This window comes from Pseudomonas sp. GW456-E7 (genome assembly GCF_059424105.1).
Genome location: NZ_JBWKZB010000002.1, coordinates 26,825 through 52,990, shown reverse-complemented (window position 1 = coordinate 52,990; position 26,166 = coordinate 26,825). Strand labels below are relative to the sequence as shown.

Genomic DNA, 26,166 nt, shown 5'->3' with positions numbered 1-26,166 from the left:
GCTCGTCCATGCCTGGTTGCCAGCATGATTCCTTACGCTCGGCAAAGCCTCGATCAGGCGGACATCGACGCCGTGGTCAGCGTCCTGCAGTCTGACTGGCTGACCCAGGGGCCGACCATCGAGCGCTTCGAGCGGGCGATGGCCGAGCGCTGCGAAGCTGATTTTGCCGTGGCAGTGTGCAATGCCACGGCGGCCCTGCACATCGCTTGCCTGGCGGCCGGACTCGGCCCGGGCGACTGGCTGTGGACGACACCGAACACCTTTCTCGCCTCGGCAAACTGTGGTCGCTACTGCGGTGCCGAGGTGGATTTTGTCGATATCGACCCGCTGACCTGGAACCTCGATGCCGGTGCGCTGGCTGTCAAGCTGGAGCGGGCCGAGCGTGAAGGCAGGCTGCCGAAAGTGCTCGTGGCCGTGGCGTTCTCGGGGCAGAGTTGCGACATGCGCAGGATTGCCGCACTGGCCAAGCGCTATGGATTTACGGTGATCGAAGACGCGGCCCATGCCGCCGGTGCCTCCTACGCCGGGCGCCCGGTGGGGTGCGGCGAGTTTGCCGCGATGACCGTGTTCAGCTTTCACCCGGTGAAGATCATCACCAGTGCCGAGGGCGGCATGGTCATGACCAATTGCCCGGAACTTGCCGAGCGTTTGCAACGCCTGCGTAGCCACGGCATGACCCGGGATCCGCAGCAAATGACCGGGCCCAGCCACGGTCCCTGGTATTACGAGCAGGTGGAACTGGGGTTCAATTACCGCATTACCGACCTGCAAGCGGCCCTTGGCTTGTCGCAGTTGAACAAACTGGATGAGTTTATCGAGCGTCGGCGTGAACTGGCGGCGCGATATGACCGCATGCTGGCGTATCTGCCGTTGACACTACCCGGTGCACAACCTGAGGCCGAGTCGTCCTGGCACCTGTATGTGGTGCGGCTGCAACTCGATCAGATCACGCTCACCCATCGTGAGGTGTTCGAGGGATTGCGGGCCGCCGGGATTGGGGTGAACCTGCACTATATTCCCGTGCATTTGCAGCCTTACTACCGTGACCTGGGGTTCGCCGAAGGTGATTTCCCGCAGGCTGAGCGTTATTACGCCGAAGCCATCAGCTTGCCGTTGTATCCGTTGCTCAGCCATGAGCAGCAGGACTATGTGGTCGAGCAGATGCAGCAACTGATTGAAATCATCCAGCCATTGCGACGTGTGGGAAATGTGTGATGCGTGAACTGACTGAGCAGGAGGCTTTCTGGCAGGGTGAATTCGGCAACCAGTACGTTGACCGCAATCTCGGACAGCCGCTGGTGGCGGCAAACCTGGCGCTGTTCGCCAAGGCACTGACACGGGTCGGGCGCCTCGACAGCCTGTTGGAACTGGGCACCAATGCCGGTAACAACCTGCAGGCTCTGCATCAGCTGTTGCCGCGCTGCGAGTTGTTCGGCGTGGAGATCAATGCCAATGCGTGCGCCGCTGCCAAGGCGTTGGGTATTGCCCACCTCTGGCACGGCTCGCTGTTCGATTTCCCGCGCGAGCGCACCTTCGACCTGACCCTGAGCAAAGGCGTACTGATTCACCTGGCGCCGGAGTTGCTGCCGGCTGCGTACGCGCAACTGTATGAGCTGAGCCAGCGCTACATATTGATCGCCGAGTACTACAACCCGGCGCCGGTCGAGGTTCCGTATCGCGGCAACAGCGGCAAGTTGTTCAAGCGCGATTTTGCCGGTGAAATGCTCGATCGCTATGACGACCTGCGACTGCTCGATTACGGTTTTGGCTACCACCGCGATCCACAATTCCCGGTGGATGACATTACCTGGTTTGTCCTGGAAAAACGCCGTTGAACAACGTCGCCATCATCCCGGCCCGCGGTGGCAGCAAACGCATACCGCGCAAGAACCTCAAGCCGTTCGCCGGTGTGCCGATGATTGCCCGCTCGATTCGGGTGGCCCTGGAGTCCGGGCTGTTTGCCCGGGTGGTGGTCAGTACCGATGACGAGGAAATCGCCGGGCTGGCGCGGGACTGTGGCGCTCAGGTGCCCTTCATGCGCCCGGCAGAACTGGCCGACGACTTCACGGGTACCGCCGCGGTGATCGCCCATGCCCTGCAAGCATTGCGCGAACAGGGGGATGATTTTGATCGCGCCTGTTGCATCTACGCGACCGCACCGTTGTTGCAATCGCGATTTCTTGTCCAGGGGCTGAGCCTGCTGGAACAGCATCCCGACAAGTCTTTTGCATTCTCGGTGTGCGACTTCGGTTTTCCGGTTCAGCGGGCCCTGACCCTTGATGAGCAGGGTGCCCTGACGGCGCTGTACCCGCAGTATCGTGATACCCGCTCCCAGGATCTGCCGAGCGCTTATCAGGACGCCGGGCAGTTCTACTGGGGGCGCAGCGATGCCTGGCTGCGTGGCGAGGTGCTGTATTCACCGTACAGCCTGCCGGTCATTCTGCCGCGGCATCTGGTGCAGGACATCGACACACCACAGGACTGGACGCGCGCGGAGTACCTGTATGCCGCGCTGAAGGCCGGAGGTGAGCTGCAATGAGGGTGCTGATTCGTTCTGACGCCTCGCCGACCATCGGCAGTGGCCATATCGCGCGCTGCCTGTGCCTGGCCCGCGTGTTGCGCCGGCAAGGCAGTCATGTGGCTTTCGCCTGTCGCTTGCTGCCGGGGCATCGGCTGGAGGCACTGCGGGCCGAAGGTTTCGAAACCTTCGAACTGCCCGAGCGCTACAGCGACGAAGACCCCGAGCAAGCCATCGAATCCATGTTGCCCTGGCAGGCGGACATCGCCGCACTCGCGCCGTTGCTGGAACACCAGCCGGCGTTCGACTGGATCATTGTCGACCACTACGGCCTCGATCATCACTGGCAGACCGCCGCCCGGCGCTTTGCGCCACGGATCGCCGTGGTCGACGACCTTGCCACGCGGACCTACAGCGCCGACCTGTTGCTGAACCAGAATCTTTCGGGTACGCCAGAGGCTTATACCTCGCTGCTGGCGCCCGGCTGCCGGACTTTGTTCGGTCCGCGGTTCGCCATGTTGCGCGACGAGTTCTGCTGCCCGGCCATCGAGATCAAGCCCCGGGCTCGACGTGTACTGGTGAATTTTGGCGGGTTCGACGCGGCCATGCAGACTCATCATGCAATGCTGGCGCTGGCGGACTTTCCCGAGCTGGAAGTCGATTTTGTCGCCGGTGCGGGTAATCCGGCCTGGGCGCAGATGCAGGCATTGGCGGCCAATCGACCGCATTGGCGCCTGCACAGTTTTGTCAGCGACTTTTATCGATTGATGACCGAAGCCGACCTGTTTGTCGGGGCGGGAGGCGGCACCAGTTGGGAGCGGGCGGCCATGGGGTTGCCGACGATTTGCATTGCCGTATCGAACAACCAGCAGGCCAACGGCGAGGTCATGGCGGCCGCGGGCGCTCATGTGTTCATGGGGGCGCGCGAACACGTCAGTGTCGAGCAACTGCGCCTGGCCATCGGCTTTGTCGCGGGTAACCAGGGTTTGCGCCAGAGCCTGGCGCAGCAATCGCGACAACTGGTCGATGGCCGGGGTGCGCAGCGGGTGGCGGCTGCACTGGCGGGAGCGGTGCTGAGGATGCGACCGGCGACCCAGGGGGATGCGCAACTCTTGTTCGACGGGCGCAATGCCGAGGCTGTGCGCCGCTGGTCGCTGGAGACCGGTGTGATCGAATGGTCGGCGCATCAAAACTGGCTGACGGCGAGCCTGAGCAATGCCCGGCGGCTGTTGCTGATTGCCGAGGCTGATGACGGCCCGGTCGGTGTGCTGCGCTATGACCTGCGTGGCTTTACCGCCGAAGTGTCGATTTATCTGTTCGAAGGCCGGTTCGGCCTGGGCTGGGGCAGGGCGCTGCTGGCCCGTGGAGAATCTGTTGTGAAGGCCCACTGGCCGGAACTGGAGTCGCTCAGCGCCCAGGTCATGCCCGCTAACCAGCCGTCGCTGAAGGTCTTTCGCGAAGCCGGTTTTACCCAGAGTGACTGCGCGTTCACGCGCGTATTGAAGGATCACGCAGATGACTAGCTTCAAGATTGGCGAGCGCCTGATCGGTGTCGATGCACCGCCCTTCATCATTGCCGAGATGAGCGGCAACCATAACCAGTCCCTGGACATGGCGCTGCAAATTGTCGAGGCCGCGGCCAAGGCCGGTGCCCATGCGTTGAAGCTGCAGACCTACACGGCCGACACCATGACCCTGGACCTGGCCGAGGGCGAGTTTTTCATCAAGGATCCGAATAGCCTGTGGGCCGGTACTTCGCTGTACGCGCTGTACGAAAAGGCCCACACACCCTGGGAATGGCATGCGCCGATCTTCGCGCGGGCCAAAGAGCTGGGCCTGCTGGCGTTCTCCACGCCATTCGATGAGAGCGCCGTGGACTTTCTCGAAAGCCTCGACGTGCCGGCCTACAAGATCGCCAGTTTCGAAAACACCGACCTGCCGCTGATCCGCCGGGTCGCCGCGACGGGCAAGCCGTTGATCATTTCCACCGGCATGGCCAGCATCGCCGAGCTCGATGAAACCGTGCGCGCCGCCCGCGAGGCCGGGTGCAAGGACCTGGTGCTGCTCAAATGCACCAGCACCTATCCGGCATCACCGGCGAATAGCAACGTGCGCACGATTCCTCATCTGCGCGAGTTGTTCGATTGCCAGGTGGGGCTGTCCGATCACTCCATGGGCGTCGGTGTGTCCGTGGCGGCGGTGGCGCTGGGCGCAACGGTGGTGGAAAAGCATTTCACCCTCGAGCGTGCGGCCGGTGGCGTCGATGCCGCTTTCTCGCTGGAACCCACCGAACTGGCCAGCCTGGTGATTGAAACCGAACGCGCCTGGCAAGCCATGGGGCACGTGCATTACGGCGTCAGCGAGGCTGAGCGGCCATCCCTGGTGTACCGTCGATCGCTGTATGTCACCCGGGACATGGAGGCCGGCGAGCCCTTCAATGCGACCAACCTGAGAGCCATCCGTCCGGGGCTCGGGCTGGCCCCCAAGCATGCCCCAAGCCTGCTGGAACGCCGTGCCCGTCAGGCCATCAAGCGTGGAACCGCGCTGGATTGGTCGTTGGTCGAATAACCCATAAGCGGGGTGAATCGGCAAAATAGAGTGACCTGCGAGTCATAACGCGCATCTTCACTGTATTGTATTGACCGGGAAGATGGCGCCTGACCCCTTTATCGGGTTCAGTGATAGCCCTTTGCGCTTCCCGGCCGTCGCCCCAGGGTGACGGAAATCCAGGTTTGTCGGCGCCCCTCGATTCCTGCGAGTGGTGGTATTGGGCTGTTTATTATTGGGAAGCCGTAATGATTGGCATAAAAAGCATTGCGAGCTACGTTCCTGTAGCCGGCGTGGACAATTACGCACAAGGTGCAAAATTCGAGAAGGATGAAGAATTCATCCTGGGCAAGATCGGTTCGGCTTTCCTGCCGCGCAAGGGCGTTGATCAGGAAACTTCCGATCTGTGCGTTGAAGCGGCCAATGCGCTGTTTGCCAGCAACCCTGATCTGAAACGTGAATCCATCGATGCGTTGATCGTCGTCACCCAGAACGGTGACGAAGAAGGTCTGCCGCACACCGCGGCCATCGTCCAGGACAAGCTCGGCCTTCCGACCAACGTCGCCGCGTTCGATATTTCCCTGGGCTGTTCCGGTTACGTCTACGGCATCTATGCGATCAAGGGCTTCATGGAGGCCGCCGGCCTGAAGAACGGCCTGCTGATCACTGCCGACCCGTATTCGAAGATCGTCGACCCGGAAGACCGCAACACCACCATGTTGTTCGGCGATGCCGCCACCGCCACCTGGATGGGTGAAGACCCTACCTGGGCACTGGGCAAGGCCAAGTTCGGCACCGACGGTTCCGGCGCTCCGCACTTGAAAGTCACCGACGGCGTGTTCTTCATGAACGGCCGCCAGGTATTCAACTTCGCACTGCTCAAGGTGCCGGCGCATTTGCATGAGTTGCTCGGCGAATCGCAACTGAGCGCAGACGACATCGATGCGTTCTGCATTCACCAGGGCAGCGCGGCGATTGTCGATGCGGTCGCACGGCGCTTCGAGGAATGCCCGCAGAAGTTCATCAAGGACATGGTCGAGACCGGTAACACGGTGTCGTCGAGCATTCCATTGCTGCTGGAAAAGCATATTCTCGATTCCGAATGGAAGCGCGTTGCGCTCAGCGGTTTCGGAGTGGGGCTGTCGTGGGGCTCGGCGATCATCTATCGCCCTTGAGTGAAAGTCTTTTAGTAAAAAAGGCCGGTACAAAAAAGCGCCCAAGGGTTAACCTTGAGCGCTTTTTTGCTTGTAAGGAATGCGAGGTAGCATGAGCGAATTTTTTGCAGACAATGCTCAGGTTATCCAGCGGCGCTGGCCGTCGTTGTATGCACGATTGAAAACGGAAGATCGCCTGGCCGTCGAGGTCAATCTGATCGAGGGACGTGACTCGACATTGTGCGTGGGCGGCATCCAGCTCACCAGCCGTCATGATCGTCGGCACGAAGCGCGCCTGCAGGCCGCCAGCCTCCCGCTCGACAAGCCACAGCTGCACGTTTACGGCACCGGTTTTGGCGATTTGCCTTGCGTTCTGCTCGAGCGCGCCGGGCTTGAAAAGCTCTACGTCCATATTCTCAACGGCGCACTGTTCGCGCTGGTGTTGCAACTGATCGACCAGCGCCAATGGCTGGGCGATCCGCGCGTGCAACTGTTGTATGCCGGCGATATGTCGGACATCTGCACGCCGTTTTTTGCGTTGCCGGCCGAAATGCTGCTGGCCGATGACTTCAGTGCGAAGATTCGTGATCGCCTGGTCAGCGAAGTGCACCTGAGTTTCAACAATCGTGATTTCGACCCGCAGTCGCCGGTCATTGTGCAGCGCTTGCACGATACCCTCGACGTGCTGCTGGCCGATGATGATGTGGCGCAGCTGTTTGGCACCTGTCCCGAGCGTGAAATCTATGTGATCGGCACAGGGCCAAGCCTTGAAGGGAATTTCGAGCGCCTGGCCGCCGTGCGCAATCAAGCATCGCGCCCGCTGTTCATCAGTGTCGATACCGCCTACAGACCCCTTCGCGAGCACGGGATAAAACCTGACCTGGTCGTGAGCATTGACCAGCGCATCACTGCGCTGCACTTGCCGGGCGAGGGCTCCGACGGCATTCCGCTGGTGTACTTGCCGTTGAGCGATCCAGCCATGCTCAAGGCCTGGCAAGGCAAGCGTTATGGCGGTTACTCGGCCAGCCCGGTCTACGCCGCGTTGCGTGAGCAACACCCGCGCGGGCAGCTCTACGTCAGCGGCAGCGTGATCCATCCTGCGGTCGATCTGGCCGTGAAGATGGGTGCGCAACGCATCACGCTGTTCGGTGCCGATTTCTCCTTCCCCATGAACAGGACCCATACCGGCTGGAGCGATGGTGACCTGGGGCCGCCAGTGAACCAGGCCAGGCACTGGGTGCACGATGGTCATGGACAGAAGGTCAAGACGCAGCTCAATTTCCGCAGCTACCTGTGCGAGCTCGAGCGTTACATCGCCAGGCATCCCGAGGTGCTTTTTTTCAATAGCAGTCGGGCTGGGGCAATGATTGCCGGTACGCAGTTCAATCAGGATTTCGTGCAATGAAGTCGCTAGTGAAAGGCATCGACGGCAGCCGGCAGTGCGCGGGATTGTTTCGCCTGGGGCGTGATGTCGAAGCGGCCTTGATCATGGTTGATCTGTTCGATGAGACGCAGCGCCTGTTTGCGCGGGCGCCCCAGGATGTTCAGAAGGCCTGGGCCTTGATGCTCAGGCAAATGCTCGACTGCCAGGAGCGCCAGGATTGGTTGGGGCTCGCTGACTTCATGGAATATGAGTTGGTCGATTTGCTGGAAAGCCTGCCGGCCTGAATGGGCGGCGACGGCTTTGGCACGGGCCTTTGTGGGCCGGACAGTTTTATGGCGTCATTTTTTTACGGTTGAGGGGGCGCTAAGCCCTTGTTTTCTCGGGAGTGGCAGGGTGATGGCAATTTTTTTTAAAAAAGCCCTCAAGCAACCTGCCAACCCGACGATAACTATTACGAAGGTTCTCTAGGCCATACCCGGCGGTTGCCAGGGCCGGAAGCCGCAGTACCCAACCAACGAGGAATTCGTCATGGCTTTAACCGTAAACACTAACACCACGTCGCTGGGCGTTCAGAAAAACCTGAACCGTGCTACCGATGCACTTTCGACCTCGATGCAGCGTCTGTCTTCCGGCCTGAAAATCAACAGCGCCAAGGACGACGCCGCCGGCCTGCAGATCGCAACCCGCATGGCTGCACAGATCCGTGGTGGTACCCAGGCAATCCAGAACGCCAACGACGGTATCTCCGTTGCCCAGACCGCTGAAGGCGCTCTGCAGGCTTCGACCGACATTCTGCAGCGTATGCGTGAACTGGCTGTTAAAGCACGTAACGGTACCAACAGCACTGCTGACCAGACCGCTACCAACTCCGAATTCGCTCAGATGTCTGACGAGATCACTCGTATCTCTGCTTCGACCAACCTGAACGGCAAAAACCTGCTGGACGGTTCCGCTGGCACCATGCAGTTGCAAGTTGGCGCCAACACTGGTTCGGCCAACCGCATCGACCTGGTACTGAGCTCCAAGTTCGACGCCGTTTCCCTGTCCGTAGGCAGCGGTACTGTTGTTCTGACCGGTGCAACTTCCGCCACCCTGTCGGCCAACATCGACAACGCGATCACCGCTATCGACGCTGCTCTGGCATCGATCAACGCCACCCGCGCAAACCTGGGTGCTTCGCAAAACCGTCTGACCAGCACCATCTCCAACCTGCAGAACATCGTGGAAAACACCACGGCTGCACAAGGCCGTGTTCAAGACACCGACTTCGCCGCAGAAACCGCGAACCTGACCAAGCAGCAAACCCTGCAACAGGCTTCTACCTCGGTTCTGGCTCAAGCCAACCAACTGCCTTCCGCTGTACTGAAGCTGCTTCAGTAATTTCGGAATGAGTTTGAGCGGGGGAGTGTGCTTGCGCGCTCTCTCGCTTTTTTACGTTAAGAGGTGATGGGCATGGAGATGAGCGTAAAGCTTGGCGTGTCTTATCCGGCTCCCCAGCCAGCGAGCACCGTCACGGACAAGGCGCCGGAAAAGCCCAAGGCCGTCAGCGTGGCTGCGGAGGCGGACAAGAAGCCGGACAAGGATGACACCCATCTGAAGCAGGCGGTGCAGCAGATCGAAAAGTTTGTACAGTCGATCAAGCGCAACCTGGAATTCTCGATCGACGAGCAATCCGGAAAGGTCGTCGTCAAAGTGATTGCAAGCGAAACGGGCGAAGTCGTACGACAGATTCCCTCCGCAGAGGCCCTCAAGCTGGCAGAGAGCCTGAGCAATGCGAGCCACGTATTGTTCGACGCCAAAGTCTGATAGCTGGCATGAATAGTGTTTGTACGTTCTTTGGACGCAGGTAAAGGTCAAAAGAGTGGCAGCAACCTGAAGGGAGACTAAAAATGGCAAGTCCAATTTTGCCGGGTACGGGCCTTGGCTCTGGCCTGGATATCGGTGCGATCGTTACTGCGCTGGTCAACGCCGACAAATCGGCGAAACAGACGCAGATCGATACTCAGACCAAAACCAACACGCTGAGGATTTCCGGTGTCGGTTCCCTGAAAAGCGCACTGACGGCCTTTCAGACGGCGCTGACCAATCTCGGTAGCAAGACCAATCCTGCGTTTGCGGGTTTTAGCGCAACTTCGGGTACCCCGTCGATCCTGGGGGTGACTTCCGACAACACCGCCGTTGCCGGCAGCTACAGCATTGTTGTGAATAACCTGGCCACCAGCTCGAAAGTAGCCAGTGCTTCTTTTGCCGGCGGTGCCGCCAGTGCCATTCCGAGTGGTACTCTGAAAATCAGTCAGAATGGCACTGATTACGATGTCACGATTCCGGCCAATGCGACCTTGCAGAGCACCCGCGATGCCATCAACTCTGCGCAGGCGAGCAATGGTATTTCCGCCAACATCGTGACCGACAGCACGGGTGCGTCGCGACTGGTGATCAGCTCCAGCAAGACCGGCGCGGGTTCCGACCTGGTGGTCAGCGGTATCGCCGGCCTTGAAATCGATGGTACCCAGCCGATGGGCAGCAACCCTTCGGCTTCCAGCTCCGGGGCCGTCAACGGGATTGCGGTGGACGCATCGTTGACCATCGACGGCCTGGCGGTGACCAGCAAGAGCAATACGGTGACCGGTGCAGTCAGTGGCCTGACCTTGAACCTGGCGTCCGCCAGCACCGGTACGCCGCCGGCTGCCGCGACCGTCACTGTCGCGACCAACACCACCGGTTTACAGACATCGATCCAGTCGTTCGTTGATTCCTACAACACCCTGATGAACACCATCAATTCCCTGTCCAAGGCGACGGCGGATGCCGATGGCAAGCTGACGGTCCAGGCGGCGTTTACCGGTGACTCGATGCCTCGCGCACTGATTTCCGATATTCGCGGCGTACTGACGGCTCCGGGGGCGGGCGGTCCATTGGCCGTGCTGTCGCAGCTCGGCGTGATGACGGACGAAAAAACCGGCAACCTGGCGTTCAACTCGACGACGTTCAACAAGGCGATGACCACTGGCGGCATGAGTGGCCAGGTGCAGCAGCTGTTCAACGGTACCAATGATACCAACGGCCTTCTGGCGCGCATGGGCGCTGCCATCAAGCCTTACGTATCGACGGGCGGGTTGCTGGATCAGCGCAATACCAACCTGCAGAGCCTCTCCAAGAACCTTACGAACCAGCAGTTGGCGCTGGACTTGCGTGTCGCCAACATGACCAAGACGTTGACCGCCAAATACAACGCAATGGACCTGCTGGTCGGGCAAATGAAAGCGACGGCGACGAGCATCACCTCGTTCTTCACGACCTTGAACGCCCAGAAGTCCAACAGCTAGTCATGAGCTGACGACAAAAACCCGGCTACGCCTTTTCGCGTGTGCCGGGTTTTTGTCTTTTGATCTAAAGTTTTCCGGTGCGCAGACGATACACTGGTCATACGAGTCATTGTGGTAATGAGGTAGAACATGAATCCAATGTTAGCCCTTCGGCAGTATCAGAAAGTGGGTGCGCACGCCCAGACGTCCGAAGCGAGTCCGCATCGTTTGGTGCAAATGCTCATGGAAGGTGGCCTGGACCGCATTGCGCAGGCCAAAGGCGCCCTGGAGCGCAAGGATGTTCCCGGCAAGTGTGTATCGATCAGCAAGGCGATCGGCATCATCGGTGGCTTGCGTGAAGGCCTGGATCTTGAAAATTGCGCCGATACCGTGGGCGAACTCAACAGTCTCTACATTTACATGATGAAGCGCCTGGCCGAGGCAAACATCAGCAGTGATCCGAAGATTCTCGATGAGGTCGCGGGCCTGCTGCGCACGGTGAAAGAAGGCTGGGATGGCATTGCTGAGCCAGGGCCGCAGTTCTAAGGAGATCGCCATGAGTCTTGTATTGCAGCGAATAGAACACACTCGTGAAGCGCTGGTCGGTGCCCTGGCCGAGCGCGACTGGGAGGCTATCGGTCAATTGGACCTGGATTGCCGTTCCTGCATGGAAGATGTCTTGAGCGAGGCTTCGCTGGACGAGGAGGTTCTGCGCAGCAATCTTGAGGAGCTGCTGTATGTCTACAAGCAGCTGCTTGAGGTGGCGATGGGGGAGAGGCAGGCGATAGTCGACGAAATGTCTCAGATCCAGCAAGCGCGGAACGCGGCAAAGGTTTACCATCTGTTTGGTTAATTAACCCCAAGTTAATCCAGACATGTGCGCCATAAATTTGACTGTGCACGGTTTTTTGACTTAACTAGTGGCTGGTTCCAGAATTCAGTCGTCTTCAGGCATATCAGGCCTGCAAGCGTTTAGCTTGCCCCAGCATTTTGGGCATTGAGTTGACTAGGGAAGTTGCTATTGCATGTGGCGTGAAACCAAAATTCTGCTGATTGATGACGATAGCGTCCGCCGCCGCGACCTGGCGGTGATTTTAAATTTTCTCGGCGAAGAAAATTTACCCTGCGGTAGCCATGACTGGCAGCAGGCTGTCGGCTCTTTGTCGTCAAGTCGTGAAGTAATCTGTGTCCTGATCGGGACGGTCAATGCTCCTGGTGCACTACTGGGCTTGCTAAAGACACTCTCGACCTGGGATGAGTTCCTTCCGGTTTTGTTAATGGGCGATAATTCTTCCATTGACCTGCCGGAGGACCAGCGTCGCCGGGTGCTTTCGACCCTCGAAATGCCGCCCAGCTACAGCAAGTTGCTCGATTCGCTGCACCGTGCCCAGGTCTATCGCGAGATGTATGACCAGGCCCGCGAGCGCGGTCGTCATCGCGAACCCAATCTTTTCCGCAGTCTTGTCGGCACCAGCCGGGCGATCCAGCACGTCCGCCAGATGATGCAGCAAGTCGCCGATACCGATGCCAGCGTGCTGATCCTCGGTGAGTCCGGCACCGGCAAGGAAGTGGTTGCGCGTAACCTGCATTACCATTCCAAGCGCCGCGAAGCGCCGTTCGTGCCGGTCAACTGCGGGGCGATCCCGGCCGAGTTGCTGGAAAGCGAATTGTTCGGGCATGAGAAGGGCGCCTTCACCGGCGCAATCACCAGCCGTGCCGGTCGATTCGAGCTGGCCAATGGCGGCACCCTGTTCCTCGATGAAATCGGCGACATGCCGCTGCCGATGCAGGTCAAGCTGCTGCGCGTATTGCAGGAGCGCACCTTCGAGCGCGTGGGCAGCAACAAGACCCAGAGCGTCGACGTGCGCATCATTGCCGCGACCCACAAGAATCTCGAAAGCATGATCGAGATCGGCACCTTCCGCGAAGACCTGTACTACCGCCTGAATGTGTTCCCGATCGAGATGGCGCCACTGCGCGAGCGCGTCGAGGACATTCCGCTGCTGATGAACGAGCTGATCTCGCGCATGGAGCACGAGAAGCGCGGTTCGATCCGTTTCAACTCGGCGGCGATCATGTCGCTGTGCCGGCATGGCTGGCCGGGCAACGTCCGTGAACTGGCCAACCTGGTGGAGCGCATGGCGATCATGCATCCATACGGCGTGATCGGTGTGGTCGAACTGCCGAAGAAATTCCGCTACGTCGACGATGAAGACGAGCAAATGGTCGACAGCCTGCGCACCGATCTGGAAGAGCGCGTGGCCATCAACGGCCATACCCAGGACTTCACCGCCAACGCCATGTTGCCGCCGGAGGGTCTGGACCTGAAGGACTACCTCGGTGGCCTGGAGCAAGGGTTGATTCAGCAGGCGCTGGATGATGCCAACGGCATCGTGGCGCGCGCGGCTGAGCGCCTGCGTATTCGTCGTACCACGCTGGTGGAAAAGATGCGCAAGTACGGCATGAGCCGTCGTGATGGAGACGAACAGGCGGATGATTGACGCCTGTTTTTCAACCCATTCATTTATAGGAAGTTTTTTTTAGGCATGGGTATTGCTTTGTCCCTCGCAACGTTCCGTTTCACTGACGGTCAGCCAAGCGAGAGAGCACAATGCCCCCATCCGCCCAGATATCTCCTGCCTCAGATGCTTTTGGGGATGCTTCGCGGCAACCGTCGTCCGTAGAGCACGCGAGCCGTCTGGGCCTTGAGCAGGCATTCGCGCTGTTCAATCAGATGTCCAGTCAGTTGACCGATTCCTACAGCATGCTTGAAGCCCGGGTCACCGAGCTCAAGGGTGAACTGGCGGTGGTCAGCGCCCAGCGCATGCAGGAGCTGGCGGAAAAAGAACGCCTGGCCAACCGCCTGCAAAATCTCCTTGATCTGTTACCCGGCGGTGTCATCGTCATCGACGCCCAGGGCATCGTGCGCGAAGCCAATCCGGCGGCGTGCGAGTTGCTGGGCCTGCCGCTGGAAGGTGAATTATGGCGCCACGTCATTGCCCGCTGTTTTGCGCCGCGCGAAGACGATGGCCATGAGGTCTCCCTCAAGGATGGCCGGCGTCTGTCGATCGCCACGCGCTCGCTGGACGCCGAGCCTGGCCAGTTGGTGTTGCTCAATGACCTGACCGAAACCCGGCATCTGCAGGATCAATTGGCTCGTCATGAGCGTCTGTCGTCGTTGGGGCGCATGGTCGCGTCCCTGGCTCATCAGATACGCACGCCGTTGTCCGCCGCGTTGCTGTACGCCAGTCATTTGACTGAACAAGAGCTGCCGGTCGCTACCCAGCAGCGCTTTGCCGGACGTCTCAAAGAACGCCTGCACGAGCTCGAGCACCAGGTGCGTGACATGCTGGTGTTTGCTCGTGGCGAGTTGCCGCTGACCGACCGCGTAACCCCTGGCCAACTAATGCAATCGCTGCAGGCGGCCGCACTGACCCACGTGCAGGATCTGCCGATCCGCTGGCAGTGCGACAGTCATTCGGGGGAGTTGCTGTGCAATCGCGACACCCTGGTCGGCGCGATCCTCAACCTGATCGAGAACGCCATTCAGGCCGGTGCCGGTCAATTGCGCCTGAAGATTCACCTCTACACCCGCGGCAACACCCTGCGCCTGTGTGTCAGTGACAGTGGCTCGGGTATCGATGCCGCGGTTCTGGCGCGATTGGGCGAACCCTTTTTTACCACCAAGACCACCGGTACAGGTCTTGGTCTGACCGTGGTCAAGGCGGTGGCGCGTGCGCATCAGGGAGAATTGCAGCTGCGTTCGCGGCTCGGTCGCGGCACTTGCGCGCAGGTGATCCTGCCGCTCTTCAGCAACGCTCAGGGAGCGGAGTGACATAGATGGGCATCAAGGTTCTGTTGGTCGAGGACGACCGCGCGTTGCGCGAGGCACTGGCGGATACGCTGTTGCTCGCGGGGCACGATTACAAGGCGGTGGGTTCGGCGCAAGAGGCGCTGGTAGCTGTCGGCGGCGAGGCTTTCAGCCTGGTGATCAGCGACGTCAACATGCCAGGCATGGACGGCCACCAGTTGCTGGGCCTGCTGCGAGCGCGGCAGCCGCAGTTGCCGGTGTTGCTGATGACGGCTCACGGTGCGGTCGAGCGTGCGGTCGATGCGATGCGCCAAGGGGCGGCGGACTATCTGGTCAAGCCATTCGAGCCCAAGGCGTTGCTTGATCTGGTGGCGCGCCATGCACTGGGCAGTCTTGGCCTGGCCGAAGGTGAGGGGCCGGTAGCGTTCGAGCCCGCGAGCGCGCAGTTGCTCGAGCTGGCGGCACGGGTTGCGCGCAGTGATTCCACGGTGTTGATCTCGGGTGAATCGGGCACGGGCAAGGAGGTGCTGGCGCGTTACATCCATCAGCATTCTCATCGCGCCAGTCAGCCGTTCATTGCGATCAACTGCGCAGCGATCCCGGACAACATGCTCGAAGCGACGTTGTTCGGTCACGAGAAGGGTTCCTTTACCGGCGCCATTGCCGCGCAAGCCGGCAAGTTCGAGCAGGCCGACGGCGGCACCCTGCTGCTCGACGAAATTTCCGAGATGCCCCTGGGACTCCAGGCCAAATTGCTGCGCGTGCTGCAGGAGCGCGAGGTCGAGAGGGTTGGTGCGCGCAAACCGATCGCGCTGGATATTCGCGTGGTCGCAACCACCAATCGCGACCTGGCGGGTGAAGTGGCGGCAGGGCGCTTTCGCGAAGACCTCTATTATCGCCTGTCGGTGTTTCCGCTGGCCTGGCGTCCGCTGCGCGAGCGTACCGCTGACATTCTGCCGTTAGCCGAGCGCCTGTTGGCCAAGCACGTCAATAAGATGAAGCATTCGGCTGCCAGGCTGTCGCCCGAGGCTCAGGCGTGCCTGATCGGTTATCCGTGGCCAGGCAATGTGCGTGAACTGGATAACGCGATTCAGCGCGCGCTGATTTTGCAACAGGGCGGTCTGATCCAGCCGCAGGACTTCTGCCTGGACGGGCCGGTGGCCTGCGCTCCGTTGTCTGTGTCGGTTCCGGTGCGGCCTGTGGAGGTCGAGTCCGAGTCGGCCGGTGCGTTGGGTGATGACCTGCGTCGCCGGGAGTTCCAGATGATCATCGATACCCTGCGCGCCGAGCGCGGTCGGCGCAAAGAGGCGGCCGAGCGCCTGGGGATCAGCCCGCGAACCCTGCGCTACAAGCTGGCGCAGATGCGCGATGCCGGCATGGATGTGGAAGCGTATTTATTCGCCACCTGACCGCTAGCCCGCGCCTGGGCCCTGTAGGAGCGAGCCTGCTCGCGATGGTCGTTAACGATGACGCGGGGTTTCAGGATAAACACGTTGTTCTCGGGTCCATCGCGAGCGAGCTCGCTCCTACAGAAGATCGCGAGCTGATGAAGGCGTTTTGTTCCGCGTGGCCACGGAGCTGGCACCCTTGTTGCTAACACCTCATAACCCGCCGAGTGAGTGTCAAAAAATTGCGGGTCGTCAAAGAGAGAGACCATGAGCCAAGGTATTGAATTCAATCGGTTGATGCTGGATATGCGCGCCATGCAAATGGATGCCATGTCTGCGCCGAAATCGACTGCCGTCCCTGAAGTGGCGGGCAGCAGCTTTTCCGACATGCTCGGTCAGGCCGTCAATAAAGTGAACGACACCCAACAGGCTTCCACTCAGTTGGCCAGCGCCTTCGAAATCGGTAAAAGCGGCGTCGACCTGACAGACGTGATGATTTCCTCGCAGAAGGCCAGTGTGTCATTCCAGGCGTTGACCCAGGTGCGCAACAAGCTGGTACAGGCCTACCAAGACATCATGCAGATGCCGGTTTAAAGGACGAGATTGAGTCATGGCAGAAGCAGTCGCCGATAATGTTCCGGCCAAGGCCACTCCAATAGACGGCAAACCGCCGCTGTTCGGGTTGTCCTTCCTGGAAAACCTCTCCGAGATGACCATGTTGCGTCAGGTGGGCCTGTTGGTCGGTCTGGCGGCGAGCGTGGCGATTGGTTTTGCCGTGGTGTTGTGGTCTCAACAGCCGGACTACCGGCCTCTGTACGGCAGCCTTGCCGGTATGGACGCCAAGCAGGTCATGGATACCCTGGCCTCCGCCGATATTCCGTATACCGTCGAACCCAATTCCGGTGCCTTGCTGGTCAAGGCCGATGACCTGTCCCGTGCGCGGCTCAAGCTCGCGGGCGCTGGTGTCACTCCCAGCGACGGCAACATCGGTTTTGAAATCCTCGACAAGGAACAGGGGCTGGGCACCAGCCAGTTCATGGAAGCGACCCGCTATCGTCGTGGCCTCGAAGGCGAACTGGCCCGCACCATTTCCAGCCTGAACAACGTCAAGGGTGCCCGCGTGCACCTGGCGATCCCGAAGAGTTCGGTGTTCGTGCGCGACGAGCGCAAGCCGAGCGCTTCGGTGTTGGTTGAACTCTATTCCGGTCGCTCCCTCGAGCCAGGCCAGGTCGTGGCGATCATCAACCTGGTGGCGACCAGTGTTCCCGAACTCAGCAAGTCGCAGATCACCGTCGTCGACCAGAAGGGCAACCTGCTCTCGGATCAGGCGGAGAACTCCGAGCTGACCATGGCCGGCAAGCAGTTCGACTACAGCCGCCGCATGGAAAGCATGCTCACCCAGCGCGTGCACAACATCCTGCAGCCGGTGCTGGGTAACGATCGCTACAAAGCCGAAGTGTCCGCCGACGTGGACTTCAGTGCGGTCGAGTCGACTTCCGAGCAGTTCAATCCGGATCAACCGGCATTGCGCAGCGAGCAGTCGGTGAACGAACAACGTACCGCCAGCAACGGTCCGCAAGGCGTGCCGGGTGCCTTGAGCAACCAGCCGCCATCGCCGGCCTCCGCGCCGCAAACCACGGGCGGCACGCCGGGTGCAGCTGGCATGGTGCAGCCAGGCCAGCCACTGGTTGATGCCAATGGCCAGCAAATCATGGACCCGGCCACCGGCCAGCCGATGCTCGCCCCGTACCCGGCGGACAAGCGTCAGCAATCGACCAGGAACTTCGAACTCGACCGTTCCATCAGCCATACCAAACAACAGCAGGGCCGGTTGAATCGCCTGTCGGTGTCGGTGGTGGTCGATGATCAGGTCAAGATCAACCCGGCCAACGGCGAAACCACCCGTGCGCCGTGGACCGCCGATGAATTGGCGCGCTTCACCCGCCTGGTGCAGGACGCGGTCGGCTTCGATGCCAGCCGGGGTGACAGTGTCAGCGTGATCAACATGCCGTTCTCCTCCGAGCGCGGTGAGGTGATTGCCGATATTCCGTTCTACTCCCAGCCGTGGTTCTGGGACATCGTCAAGCAAGTGCTGGGTGTTCTGTTCATTCTGGTGCTGGTGTTCGGTGTGCTGCGTCCGGTGCTCAACAACATCACCGGTGGTGGCAAAGGCAAGCAACTGGTCGGTATCGGCAGCGACGTCGAATTGGGCGGCATGGGTGGTCTGGATGGCGAACTGGCCAACGACCGTGTCAGCCTCGGTGGCCCGACCAGCATTCTGCTGCCGAGCCCGAGCGAGGGTTATGACGCTCAGTTGAACGCAATCAAGAGTCTGGTGGCCGAAGATCCGGGTCGTGTGGCCCAGGTCGTGAAAGAGTGGATTAACGCAGATGAGTGATAACCGAGCCGTTGCCGCCAAACTGTCCAAGGTCGACAAAGCCGCAATCCTGTTGCTGTCCCTGGGCTCCACCGACGCGGCCCAGGTGCTGCGTCACATGGGCCCCAAAGAGGTTCAGCGCGTGGGCGTGGCCATGGCCCAGATGGGTAATGTGCACCGCGAGCAGGTCGAGCAGGTGATGAGCGAGTTCGTCGATATCGTCGGCGACCAGACCAGCCTGGGCGTCGGCTCCGACGACTATGTGCGCAAAATGCTCACCCAGGCCCTGGGCGAAGACAAGGCCAACGGCCTGATCGACCGCATCCTGCTCGGTGGCAACACCAGCGGCCTCGACAGCCTGAAGTGGATGGAGCCGCGCGCCGTCGCCGACGTGATCCGTTATGAGCACCCGCAGATCCAGGCAATCGTGGTGGCCTATCTCGATCCGGACCAGGCCGGTGAAGTGCTCGGCAACTTCGACCACAAGGTGCGACTGGACATCATCCTGCGCGTGTCCTCGCTGAACACCGTGCAACCGGCGGCCCTGAAAGAACTCAACCAGATTCTCGAGAAGCAGTTCTCCGGCAACTCGAATGCCTCGCGCACCACCCTGGGTGGCATCAAGCGGGCGGCGGACATCATGAACTTCCTCGACAGCTCGATCGAAGGCCAGCTCATGGATTCGATCCGCGAAGTCGACGAAGACCTGTCCGGTCAGATCGAAGACCTCATGTTCGTGTTCAACAACCTGGCCGATGTCGACGACCGCGGCATCCAGGCGCTGCTGCGCGAGGTGTCCTCCGATGTACTGGTGCTGGCCCTCAAGGGTTCGGACGAAGGCGTCAAGGAGAAGATCTTCAAGAACATGTCCAAGCGTGCCGCCGAACTGTTGCGCGACGACCTGGAAGCCAAGGGCCCGGTACGCGTCAGCGACGTGGAAACGGCGCAGAAGGAAATCCTCACCATCGCCCGCCGTATGGCCGAAGCCGGAGAAATCGTTCTCGGCGGCAAGGGCGGCGAGGAAATGATCTAACACCATGGTCAAGAATGATGATGCACCCACTGACCTGATCCGGGCCAGGGATGTCAGTGGCTTCGATACCTGGGCGCTGCCCAGTTTCGACCCGCCGGAACCCGAGCCGGAACCTGAGCCTGAACCCGAGCCGCCGGAAATGGAGGAAGTGCCGCTGGAGGAAGTCCAGCCACTGACCCTCGAAGAACTCGAAAGCATTCGCCAGGAAGCCTACAACGAAGGTTTCGCGGTGGGTGAGAAGGAAGGTTTCCACAGCACCACGCTCAAGGTCCGCCAGGAAGCCGAAGTGGCCCTGACCGCCAAGATCGCGGCGCTGGAGCAATTGATGACGCACCTGTTCGAGCCCATCGCCGAACAGGACACCCAGATCGAAAAGTCCCTGGTCGACCTCGTGCAGCACATCACCAGACAGGTGATCCAGCGCGAACTGGCCATCGACTCGACGCAGATCGAACACGTCATGCGCGATGCGCTGAAGCTCCTGCCGTTGGGCGTGGGCAACGTGCGGCTGTACATCAATCCGCAGGATTTCGAACAGGTCAAAGCCTTGCGCGAACGCCATGAAGAAACCTGGCGCATCGTCGAAGACGAGTCGTTGTTGCCTGGCGGTTGCCGGGTCGAGACAGAACACAGCCGTATCGACGCCACGGTGGAAACCCGCATCGCGCGGGTGATGGACAAGCTGTTCGACCAGTTGCACGAGCAGGCCCTGCACCCGGCCGCGCCTGACCTGAGCCTGGAACTGCCGGTCGACAGCAAGCCTGCTGCCGCGCCAGAGCCGGATGCACCTGATGCGCCTTGAACGCACCAGCTTCGCCAAACGCCTGGGCAGCTACGCCGAGGCCACGGGACTGGAGGGCGCACAGATCCTCGAAGGCCGCCTGCTGCGCATGGTCGGCCTGACCCTCGAAGCCGAAGGACTGCGCGCCGCCATGGGCAGCCGCTGCATGGTCATCAATGACGACAGCTATCACCCGGTGCAAGTGGAAGCCGAGGTCATGGGCTTCTCTGGCAGCAAAGTCTTTCTGATGCCGGTCGGCAGTGTCGCCGGCATCGCACCCGGCGCCCGAGTGGTGCCATTGGCGGATACCGGTCGCCTGCCCATGGGCATGAGCATGCTCGGAAGAGTGCTCGACGGTGCCGGTCGCGCACTGGACGGCAAGGGCGGGATGAAGGCCGAAGACTGGGTGCCGATGGACGGCCCGACCATCAACCCGCTCAAGCGCGAACCCATCAGTGAACCGCTGGACGTGGGCATCCGTTGCATCAACGGCATGTTGACGGTCGGCCGCGGCCAGCGGCTCGGCCTGTTTGCCGGTACCGGTGTCGGTAAATCGGTGTTGCTGGGGATGATGACGCGCTTTACCGAGGCTGACATTATCGTCGTCGGTCTGATCGGTGAGCGGGGGCGTGAGGTCAAGGAGTTCATCGAGCACATCCTCGGAGAAGAAGGACTCAAGCGTTCAGTGGTGGTGGCGTCCCCGGCGGACGATGCGCCGCTGATGCGACTGCGCGCCGCCATGTACTGCACGCGCATCGCCGAATATTTCCGCGACAAGGGCAAGAATGTCCTGTTGCTCATGGATTCCCTGACCCGTTTCGCCCAGGCCCAGCGGGAAATCGCCCTGGCCATCGGCGAGCCACCGGCGACCAAGGGCTATCCGCCATCGGTGTTCGCCAAACTGCCGAAACTGGTGGAGCGGGCCGGCAACGCGGAGAAGGGCGGCGGTTCGATCACTGCGTTCTACACCGTGCTGTCCGAAGGCGACGACCAGCAGGACCCGATTGCCGACTCGGCACGGGGTGTACTCGACGGGCACATCGTGCTCTCCCGGCGCCTGGCCGAGGAAGGGCATTACCCGGCCATCGATATCGAAGCGTCCATCAGCCGGGTCATGCCGGCGGTGGTGTCGCCGGAGCACATGGCTCGTGCGCAATATTTCAAGCAGCTGTGGTCGCGTTATCAACAGAGTCGCGACCTGATCAGCGTCGGCGCCTATGTCGCCGGCGGCGATCGCGAGACCGACCTGGCGATTTCCCTGCAACCGCAACTGGTCAAATACCTGCGCCAGGGCCTCAACGACAGCATCAGCCTGGGTGAAAGCGAAGCGTATCTCGCCTCGATCTTCGCGCCCGCGGCGGGCGGGTAAGCGGTCATGGCCCAGAGTCGGGCAGGCAGGTTGGCGCCGGTGGTGGAAATGGCCGAAAAGGCCGAGAAAACCGCGGTCCAGCGCCTGGGGCACTTTCAAGGGCAGGTTCGCCTGGCGGAAAGCAAGCTCGCGGACCTCGAAGCCTTCCGCCTCGACTATCAGGAGCAATGGATCGTACGCGGCAGCGGCGGTGTCTCGGGTCAATGGCTGCTGGGTTATCAGGGCTTTCTCGCGCAGCTGGGCACGGCCATCGACCAGCAGCGCCAAAGCCTGGCCTGGCATCAAAATAACCTGAACAAGGCCCGGGAAACCTGGCAGCAGGCATTTGCCCGGGTCGAAGGCCTGCGCAAGCTGGTTCAGCGCTATGCCGATGAGGCGCGGGCGCTCGAAGACCGGCGCGAGCAAAAGTTGTTGGACGAATTATCCCAGCGCTTGCCGCGGCAGGATCAGTATTGAATCGGGTGGGCCGCGTTATCGTTCATCGCGGGCAAGCCACGCTCCCACAGGATTTGCGCCGTTTCCAGCCTTGCCCCAACCTCTACCAACTGCTAAACCTTGTACAAGCAGGTTTACAAATGACAAGGAAGCCATGACATGCCAGTTGTTACAGAAGTCTCACCCGATGGGCAAAAGCTGACGATCTCGGTCAAGGGGCGTTTCGATTTCGCCAAACATCAGGAATTTCGTCAGTCCTACGAAGATAAACAGCTATCGGCGGTTGTGGTCGACCTGAAAGACGCCACTTACCTCGACAGCTCGGCCCTGGGCATGCTGCTTTTGCTGCGCGATCACGCCGGTGGCGATGACTCCGACATCCGCGTGGTCAACAGCAGTACCGACGTGCGCAAAATCCTCGCCATCTCCAACTTCGACAAACTGTTCGACATCAGTTGATTGCCATGCAGCCACTGGAGCCGCTGACGATCCTGATTGCCGAGGACAGCGCCGCCGATCGCCTGCTGTTGGCGAGCATCCTGCGCCGCCAGGGGCACGAAGTGCTGACGGCGGCCAACGGCGCCGAAGCGGTCGACGCGTTTCGCCAGCAACAACCGCACCTGGTGTTGATGGATGCGATGATGCCGGTCATGGACGGCTTCGAGGCGGCCCGGCAGATCAAGGCCCTGGCCGGGGAAACCCTGGTGCCGATCATCTTCCTCACGTCCTTGTCCGAAAGCGAGGCGCTGGCCCGTTGCCTGGAGGTCGGCGGTGACGACTTTCTGGCGAAGCCCTATAACCAGGTGATTCTCGCGGCCAAGATCAAGGCGATGGATCGCTTGCGGCGCTTGCAGGACACCGTTCTGCAGCAGCGTGACCAGATCGCCCGGCACCACGACTACCTGCTCAACGAGCAGCGCGTGGCCAAGGCTGTTTTCGACAAGGTGGCGCACGCCGGCTGCCTGAACGCCGCGCCGAATATCCGTTATCTGCAATCACCCTATGCGCTGTTCAACGGCGACCTGTTGCTGGCCGCGTTCACCCCGGCCGGAGACATGCACATATTGCTGGGCGACTTCACCGGCCACGGTCTGCCGGCGGCCGTGGGCGCCATGCCCCTGGCCGAAGTCTTCTACGGGATGACCGCCAAGGGCTATGGCCTGGCGCAAATCCTGCGTGAAATGAATGCCAAGCTCAAGCGCATCCTGCCGGTGGACATGTTCTGCTGCGCCACGATGCTGTGCCTGAGTTTTCAGCGTCGTGCGGTGGAGGTCTGGAACGGTGGAATGCCCGACGGTTACCTGCATCGCATTGCCAGTGGCGAGCGCACCCCTCTGCCGGCGCGGCACCTGCCTTTGGGGGTGCTGAGCCCGGAATCCTTCGATGAGCGCACCGAAGTGTTTCCCATGGCGCTCGGGGACCGGGTGTTCCTCCTGTCCGATGGGGTGATCGACACCTGCGGCGCCAATGAACAGTTGTTTGGCGTGCAACGATTGCAGCAGGTGTTCGCCGCCAATCGTCAGCCGGATGCGCTGTTCGAAGAGATCGAGCAGGCGCTGCGCGATTTCGGTGGTGAAGCGCGCGACGATGTCAGCATGGTCGAAATCAGCCTGCTGGAGCCGGAGCAGGTCACGCCACCGGCATTGGTCTACTCCGACAGCGGCCAGTCGTGTCCGCTGGACTGGTCGGTGAGCTTCGAGTTCCGCGCCGCTACGCTCAAGCGATTCAACCCCTTGCCCTATCTGTTGCAGTTGCTGCTTGAGGTGCATGGCCTTCGGGCTCAGAGCGGTGCGCTCTACAGTGTGTTGGCGGAGCTTTATTCCAATGCGCTGGAGCATGGCGTGCTGGGGCTGGATTCGAGCCTCAAGCGCAATGCCTCGGGTTTTGCGCGATATTATCAAGAGCGCAATGCCCGGCTCGGCGAGCTGCAGGAAGGCTATGTGCGGGTCCATTTGCAGGTGGCGCCGACAGACGACGGCGGTTGCCTGACGATTCAGGTCGAAGACAGCGGCGAAGGGTTCGATGTCGAGCGGGTGATGGAAAGGCCTTTGGACGCCATCCGCCTGTCGGGACGCGGGATCAGTCTGATCCGCCAGTTGGGGCGTAATGCCTGCTGGACCGACAATGGTCGAAGTGCACGCGTGGAGTTTATCTGGGAGGCTCTGGCATAATCCGCGCATTCTTGATCAAGGAGTGAGCAAGTGGACGACGACACACATGTGGATCGCAACGTGCTGAGTGCGTTGCGGGAAGTGATGGAAGAGGGGTATCCGGATCTGCTGGATATCTTTCTTGCGGACTCCGAAGAGCGCCTGAAAGTCTTGAAAGCGGCTGACAGTGCCGCACTGCTCGTTGAAACCGCCCATAGCTTCAAGGGCAGCAGCAGTAATATGGGGGCCCTGCGGCTGACCGAACTCTGCCACCAGCTTGAGCAGCAGGCCGCCAGTTTGCCAAGCGCGGCCGTTCTGGAACTGGTCGGCAAAATCGACCGCGAGTTCGCCGGTATCCGCCCTCTGTACGAAGCTGAGCGACAGCGTTGCCCGGCGAAAATCTGAGCAAACGCTGCTTTTGGTCTCTATCGAGTGAAACTGGCTCGACCTTTGCAGTTATCTAACCCAACTGTACTTACGAGCCCTGTGCAGCGGAGACCGTTTCATGTCCGTAACCCCCAATATTCTGCTTCAGGCCTCCAGGCAGGCCAAGACTCAGGCGACCTCCGCCAATCCTCCGGCAGTGGCCGCAGAGCCCGGGGACAAGGCCGCAAGCTTTGCCCATGTCTACGCCAATCAAGCGCAAAGCAAGCCCACTGCGTCGGCAGATGCTCCGATCAAACCTGATCGTGAGAAAACCTCCGGTGTCGGCGCAAAGAAAGACGCTGGCGACGACAAGTCTGCCGCCGGGGAACCGGTGGTTGCCGATGGCGGCAAATCCTTGCCTGCCGACCCATCGGTGCAGGCTGACGACAAGACCGCCGGCGATGATGCGGCAAAGGCCGACCCGGCTCTGGTCGTCGATGCCGCGCCGGTCGATCCGGCGCTTGATCCTGCACTGCAGCAAGCCATACAGCCCGTGGTGTCAGCACCAGCAACGCCAGCAGCGCCTGCCGTAGCCGATGCGGTGCCGCCAACGGTTGAAGCGCCGGTTGCTGCGGCGATTGCGGCTACAAGCGTTCTGGCGTCGACCAGCGCTGACGGCGACTTCGATCCCGAGGCCGATCCACTCGACGCCCTGCCGGCGTTACGCCTGGCGATGGAGCAGAGCGGTCACGTGTCGGCTTCCAGTCAGGCGCAGCCAAAGGCCGCACCGACACAGGCGCAAGCCCAGGCTGACGGTGAGCTGACGTCGGCGCAGAACTTTGCCGCCGGCGTGGCGACCATGCTGGACGTTCAGGCCGACAAGGACAGTACCGGCAACGGTGACGACAAGGCTTTCAGCGGCTTGATCGATGACGGTCTGAAGGATCTCGAGTCTGCCGGCAGCGACACCCGTGTCGATGATTTCGCCAACCGTCTGGCCGCGCTGACCCAGGCGGCCACACCGAAGACAGCCAATGCCTTGCCGGTGAACCAGCCGATCGCCATGCACCAGAGCGGCTGGACTGAAGAGGTGGTGAACCGGGTCATGTACCTGTCCAGCGCCAACCTCAAGGCTGCGGACATCCAGTTGCAACCCGCTGAACTGGGGCGTCTGGACATTCGGGTGAATATGGTTCCCGATCAGCAGACCCAGGTCACGTTCATGAGTGCGCATCCGGGCGTCCGTGAGGCGCTGGACAGCCAGGTCCATCGCTTGCGCGACATGTTTGCGCAGCAGGGCATGGGGCAGGTCGATGTCAACGTTTCGGACCAGTCCCGTGGTTCGCAACAAGGGCAGGAACAAGCCCGGCAAAGCCAGGCCGGAGGGACCCGCGCCAGTGGCGGCCGTATCGATTCCATGGATGATGACCTGACCGCGGGCGTCGCTGAAGTGGCTGCCAGCGTGACCAGCGTTATTGGTTCAAGCGCTGTCGATTATTACGCCTGATCATTCGCGGCGTCCTTTAAAAGATCGCAGCCTTCGGCAGC

The 26,166-nt window shown here is 60.9% G+C and carries 26 protein-coding genes; all 26 read left to right on the top strand.

Annotation, left to right across the window (positions count from 1 at the left end; translation table 11 throughout):
* The first annotated feature begins 24 nt into the window (after positions 1–24).
* The 26 genes from pseC (at position 25) to AC07YV_RS01635 (ending at position 26,125) form a co-directional block, all read left to right on the top strand.
* On the top strand, positions 25–1,215 hold the full coding sequence (pseC, locus tag AC07YV_RS01760; protein WP_102699447.1) for a UDP-4-amino-4,6-dideoxy-N-acetyl-beta-L-altrosamine transaminase: 1,191 nt from the start codon (positions 25–27) through the stop codon (positions 1,213–1,215).
* Positions 1,215–1,835, top strand: coding sequence for a pseudaminic acid biosynthesis-associated methylase (locus AC07YV_RS01755; RefSeq protein ID WP_102699446.1), 621 nt, complete (start codon positions 1,215–1,217; stop codon positions 1,833–1,835). The genes pseC and AC07YV_RS01755 overlap by 1 nt, the downstream gene beginning before the upstream one ends.
* Positions 1,832–2,539, top strand: coding sequence for a pseudaminic acid cytidylyltransferase (gene pseF, locus AC07YV_RS01750; RefSeq protein ID WP_102699445.1), 708 nt, complete (start codon positions 1,832–1,834; stop codon positions 2,537–2,539). The genes AC07YV_RS01755 and pseF overlap by 4 nt, the downstream gene beginning before the upstream one ends.
* Positions 2,536–4,041 (top strand): UDP-2,4-diacetamido-2,4,6-trideoxy-beta-L-altropyranose hydrolase, encoded by a 1,506-nt coding sequence (gene pseG / locus AC07YV_RS01745; RefSeq protein WP_102699444.1) that lies wholly within the window; start codon positions 2,536–2,538, stop codon positions 4,039–4,041. The genes pseF and pseG overlap by 4 nt, the downstream gene beginning before the upstream one ends.
* Positions 4,034–5,086: a pseudaminic acid synthase gene (gene pseI / locus AC07YV_RS01740; RefSeq protein ID WP_102699443.1), complete on the top strand. Its 1,053-nt coding sequence runs from the start codon at positions 4,034–4,036 to the stop codon at positions 5,084–5,086. The genes pseG and pseI overlap by 8 nt, the downstream gene beginning before the upstream one ends.
* A gap of 227 nt (positions 5,087–5,313) precedes the next feature.
* Positions 5,314–6,240, top strand: coding sequence for a ketoacyl-ACP synthase III (locus AC07YV_RS01735; RefSeq protein ID WP_015096262.1), 927 nt, complete (start codon positions 5,314–5,316; stop codon positions 6,238–6,240).
* Positions 6,241–6,331: 91 nt separating this feature from the next.
* Positions 6,332–7,624, top strand: coding sequence for a motility associated factor glycosyltransferase family protein (locus AC07YV_RS01730; protein WP_102699442.1), 1,293 nt, complete (start codon positions 6,332–6,334; stop codon positions 7,622–7,624).
* Positions 7,621–7,887, top strand: coding sequence for a hypothetical protein (locus AC07YV_RS01725; protein WP_102699441.1), 267 nt, complete (start codon positions 7,621–7,623; stop codon positions 7,885–7,887). Before AC07YV_RS01730 ends, AC07YV_RS01725 begins: the two co-directional genes overlap by 4 nt.
* A gap of 244 nt (positions 7,888–8,131) precedes the next feature.
* Positions 8,132–8,983, top strand: coding sequence for a flagellin domain-containing protein (locus AC07YV_RS01720; protein WP_102699440.1), 852 nt, complete (start codon positions 8,132–8,134; stop codon positions 8,981–8,983).
* 72 nt (positions 8,984–9,055) lie between these two features.
* Entirely contained in the window at positions 9,056–9,409 is a 354-nt protein-coding gene (locus AC07YV_RS01715; RefSeq protein ID WP_102699439.1) for a flagellar protein FlaG, read from the top strand.
* A gap of 83 nt (positions 9,410–9,492) precedes the next feature.
* Complete coding sequence (gene fliD, locus AC07YV_RS01710) at positions 9,493–10,929, top strand: flagellar filament capping protein FliD (RefSeq protein WP_102699438.1); 1,437 nt, start codon at positions 9,493–9,495, stop codon at positions 10,927–10,929.
* A 129-nt stretch (positions 10,930–11,058) separates the two neighbouring features.
* The gene (gene fliS, locus AC07YV_RS01705) at positions 11,059–11,454 is read left to right on the top strand and encodes a flagellar export chaperone FliS (RefSeq protein ID WP_102699437.1); all 396 of its coding nucleotides are present in this window, start codon (positions 11,059–11,061) and stop codon (positions 11,452–11,454) included.
* A 10-nt stretch (positions 11,455–11,464) separates the two neighbouring features.
* Complete coding sequence (gene fliT, locus AC07YV_RS01700; RefSeq protein ID WP_102699436.1) at positions 11,465–11,761, top strand: flagellar protein FliT; 297 nt, start codon at positions 11,465–11,467, stop codon at positions 11,759–11,761.
* Positions 11,762–11,933: 172 nt separating this feature from the next.
* Positions 11,934–13,409 carry a sigma-54 dependent transcriptional regulator gene (locus AC07YV_RS01695; protein ID WP_102699435.1) on the top strand — a complete coding sequence of 492 codons (1,476 nt, stop codon included), beginning with the start codon at positions 11,934–11,936 and terminating at the stop codon, positions 13,407–13,409.
* 128 nt (positions 13,410–13,537) lie between these two features.
* Positions 13,538–14,743, top strand: coding sequence for an ATP-binding protein (locus AC07YV_RS01690; protein WP_173900800.1), 1,206 nt, complete (start codon positions 13,538–13,540; stop codon positions 14,741–14,743).
* Positions 14,744–14,748: 5 nt separating this feature from the next.
* The gene (gene fleR / locus AC07YV_RS01685; protein ID WP_102699433.1) at positions 14,749–16,128 is read left to right on the top strand and encodes a sigma-54-dependent response regulator transcription factor FleR; all 1,380 of its coding nucleotides are present in this window, start codon (positions 14,749–14,751) and stop codon (positions 16,126–16,128) included.
* Positions 16,129–16,374: 246 nt separating this feature from the next.
* Positions 16,375–16,701 carry a flagellar hook-basal body complex protein FliE gene (fliE, locus tag AC07YV_RS01680; protein ID WP_008021337.1) on the top strand — a complete coding sequence of 109 codons (327 nt, stop codon included), beginning with the start codon at positions 16,375–16,377 and terminating at the stop codon, positions 16,699–16,701.
* Between the two features lie 16 nt (positions 16,702–16,717).
* A complete protein-coding gene (fliF, locus tag AC07YV_RS01675; protein ID WP_102699432.1) occupies positions 16,718–18,505 on the top strand; it encodes a flagellar basal-body MS-ring/collar protein FliF in 1,788 nt (595 codons plus the stop codon).
* A complete protein-coding gene (gene fliG, locus AC07YV_RS01670) occupies positions 18,498–19,517 on the top strand; it encodes a flagellar motor switch protein FliG (protein WP_007983391.1) in 1,020 nt (339 codons plus the stop codon). The genes fliF and fliG overlap by 8 nt, the downstream gene beginning before the upstream one ends.
* Positions 19,518–19,521: 4 nt before the next feature.
* A complete protein-coding gene (gene fliH / locus AC07YV_RS01665) occupies positions 19,522–20,319 on the top strand; it encodes a flagellar assembly protein FliH (protein WP_102699431.1) in 798 nt (265 codons plus the stop codon).
* On the top strand, positions 20,309–21,667 hold the full coding sequence (fliI, locus tag AC07YV_RS01660; RefSeq protein ID WP_102699430.1) for a flagellar protein export ATPase FliI: 1,359 nt from the start codon (positions 20,309–20,311) through the stop codon (positions 21,665–21,667). Before fliH ends, fliI begins: the two co-directional genes overlap by 11 nt.
* 6 nt (positions 21,668–21,673) lie before the next feature.
* Positions 21,674–22,123 (top strand): flagellar export protein FliJ, encoded by a 450-nt coding sequence (fliJ, locus tag AC07YV_RS01655; protein ID WP_102699429.1) that lies wholly within the window; start codon positions 21,674–21,676, stop codon positions 22,121–22,123.
* A gap of 138 nt (positions 22,124–22,261) precedes the next feature.
* On the top strand, positions 22,262–22,561 hold the full coding sequence (locus tag AC07YV_RS01650; RefSeq protein WP_007975342.1) for an STAS domain-containing protein: 300 nt from the start codon (positions 22,262–22,264) through the stop codon (positions 22,559–22,561).
* A 5-nt stretch (positions 22,562–22,566) separates the two neighbouring features.
* Entirely contained in the window at positions 22,567–24,273 is a 1,707-nt protein-coding gene (locus tag AC07YV_RS01645) for an ATP-binding SpoIIE family protein phosphatase (protein WP_102699428.1), read from the top strand.
* Between the two features lie 84 nt (positions 24,274–24,357).
* Positions 24,358–24,657, top strand: a complete 300-nt coding sequence (locus AC07YV_RS01640; RefSeq protein ID WP_102699498.1) for an Hpt domain-containing protein — start codon at positions 24,358–24,360, stop codon at positions 24,655–24,657.
* Positions 24,658–24,757: 100 nt separating this feature from the next.
* Positions 24,758–26,125: a flagellar hook-length control protein FliK gene (locus tag AC07YV_RS01635; protein WP_102699427.1), complete on the top strand. Its 1,368-nt coding sequence runs from the start codon at positions 24,758–24,760 to the stop codon at positions 26,123–26,125.
* The last annotated feature ends 41 nt before the right edge of the window (positions 26,126–26,166 follow it).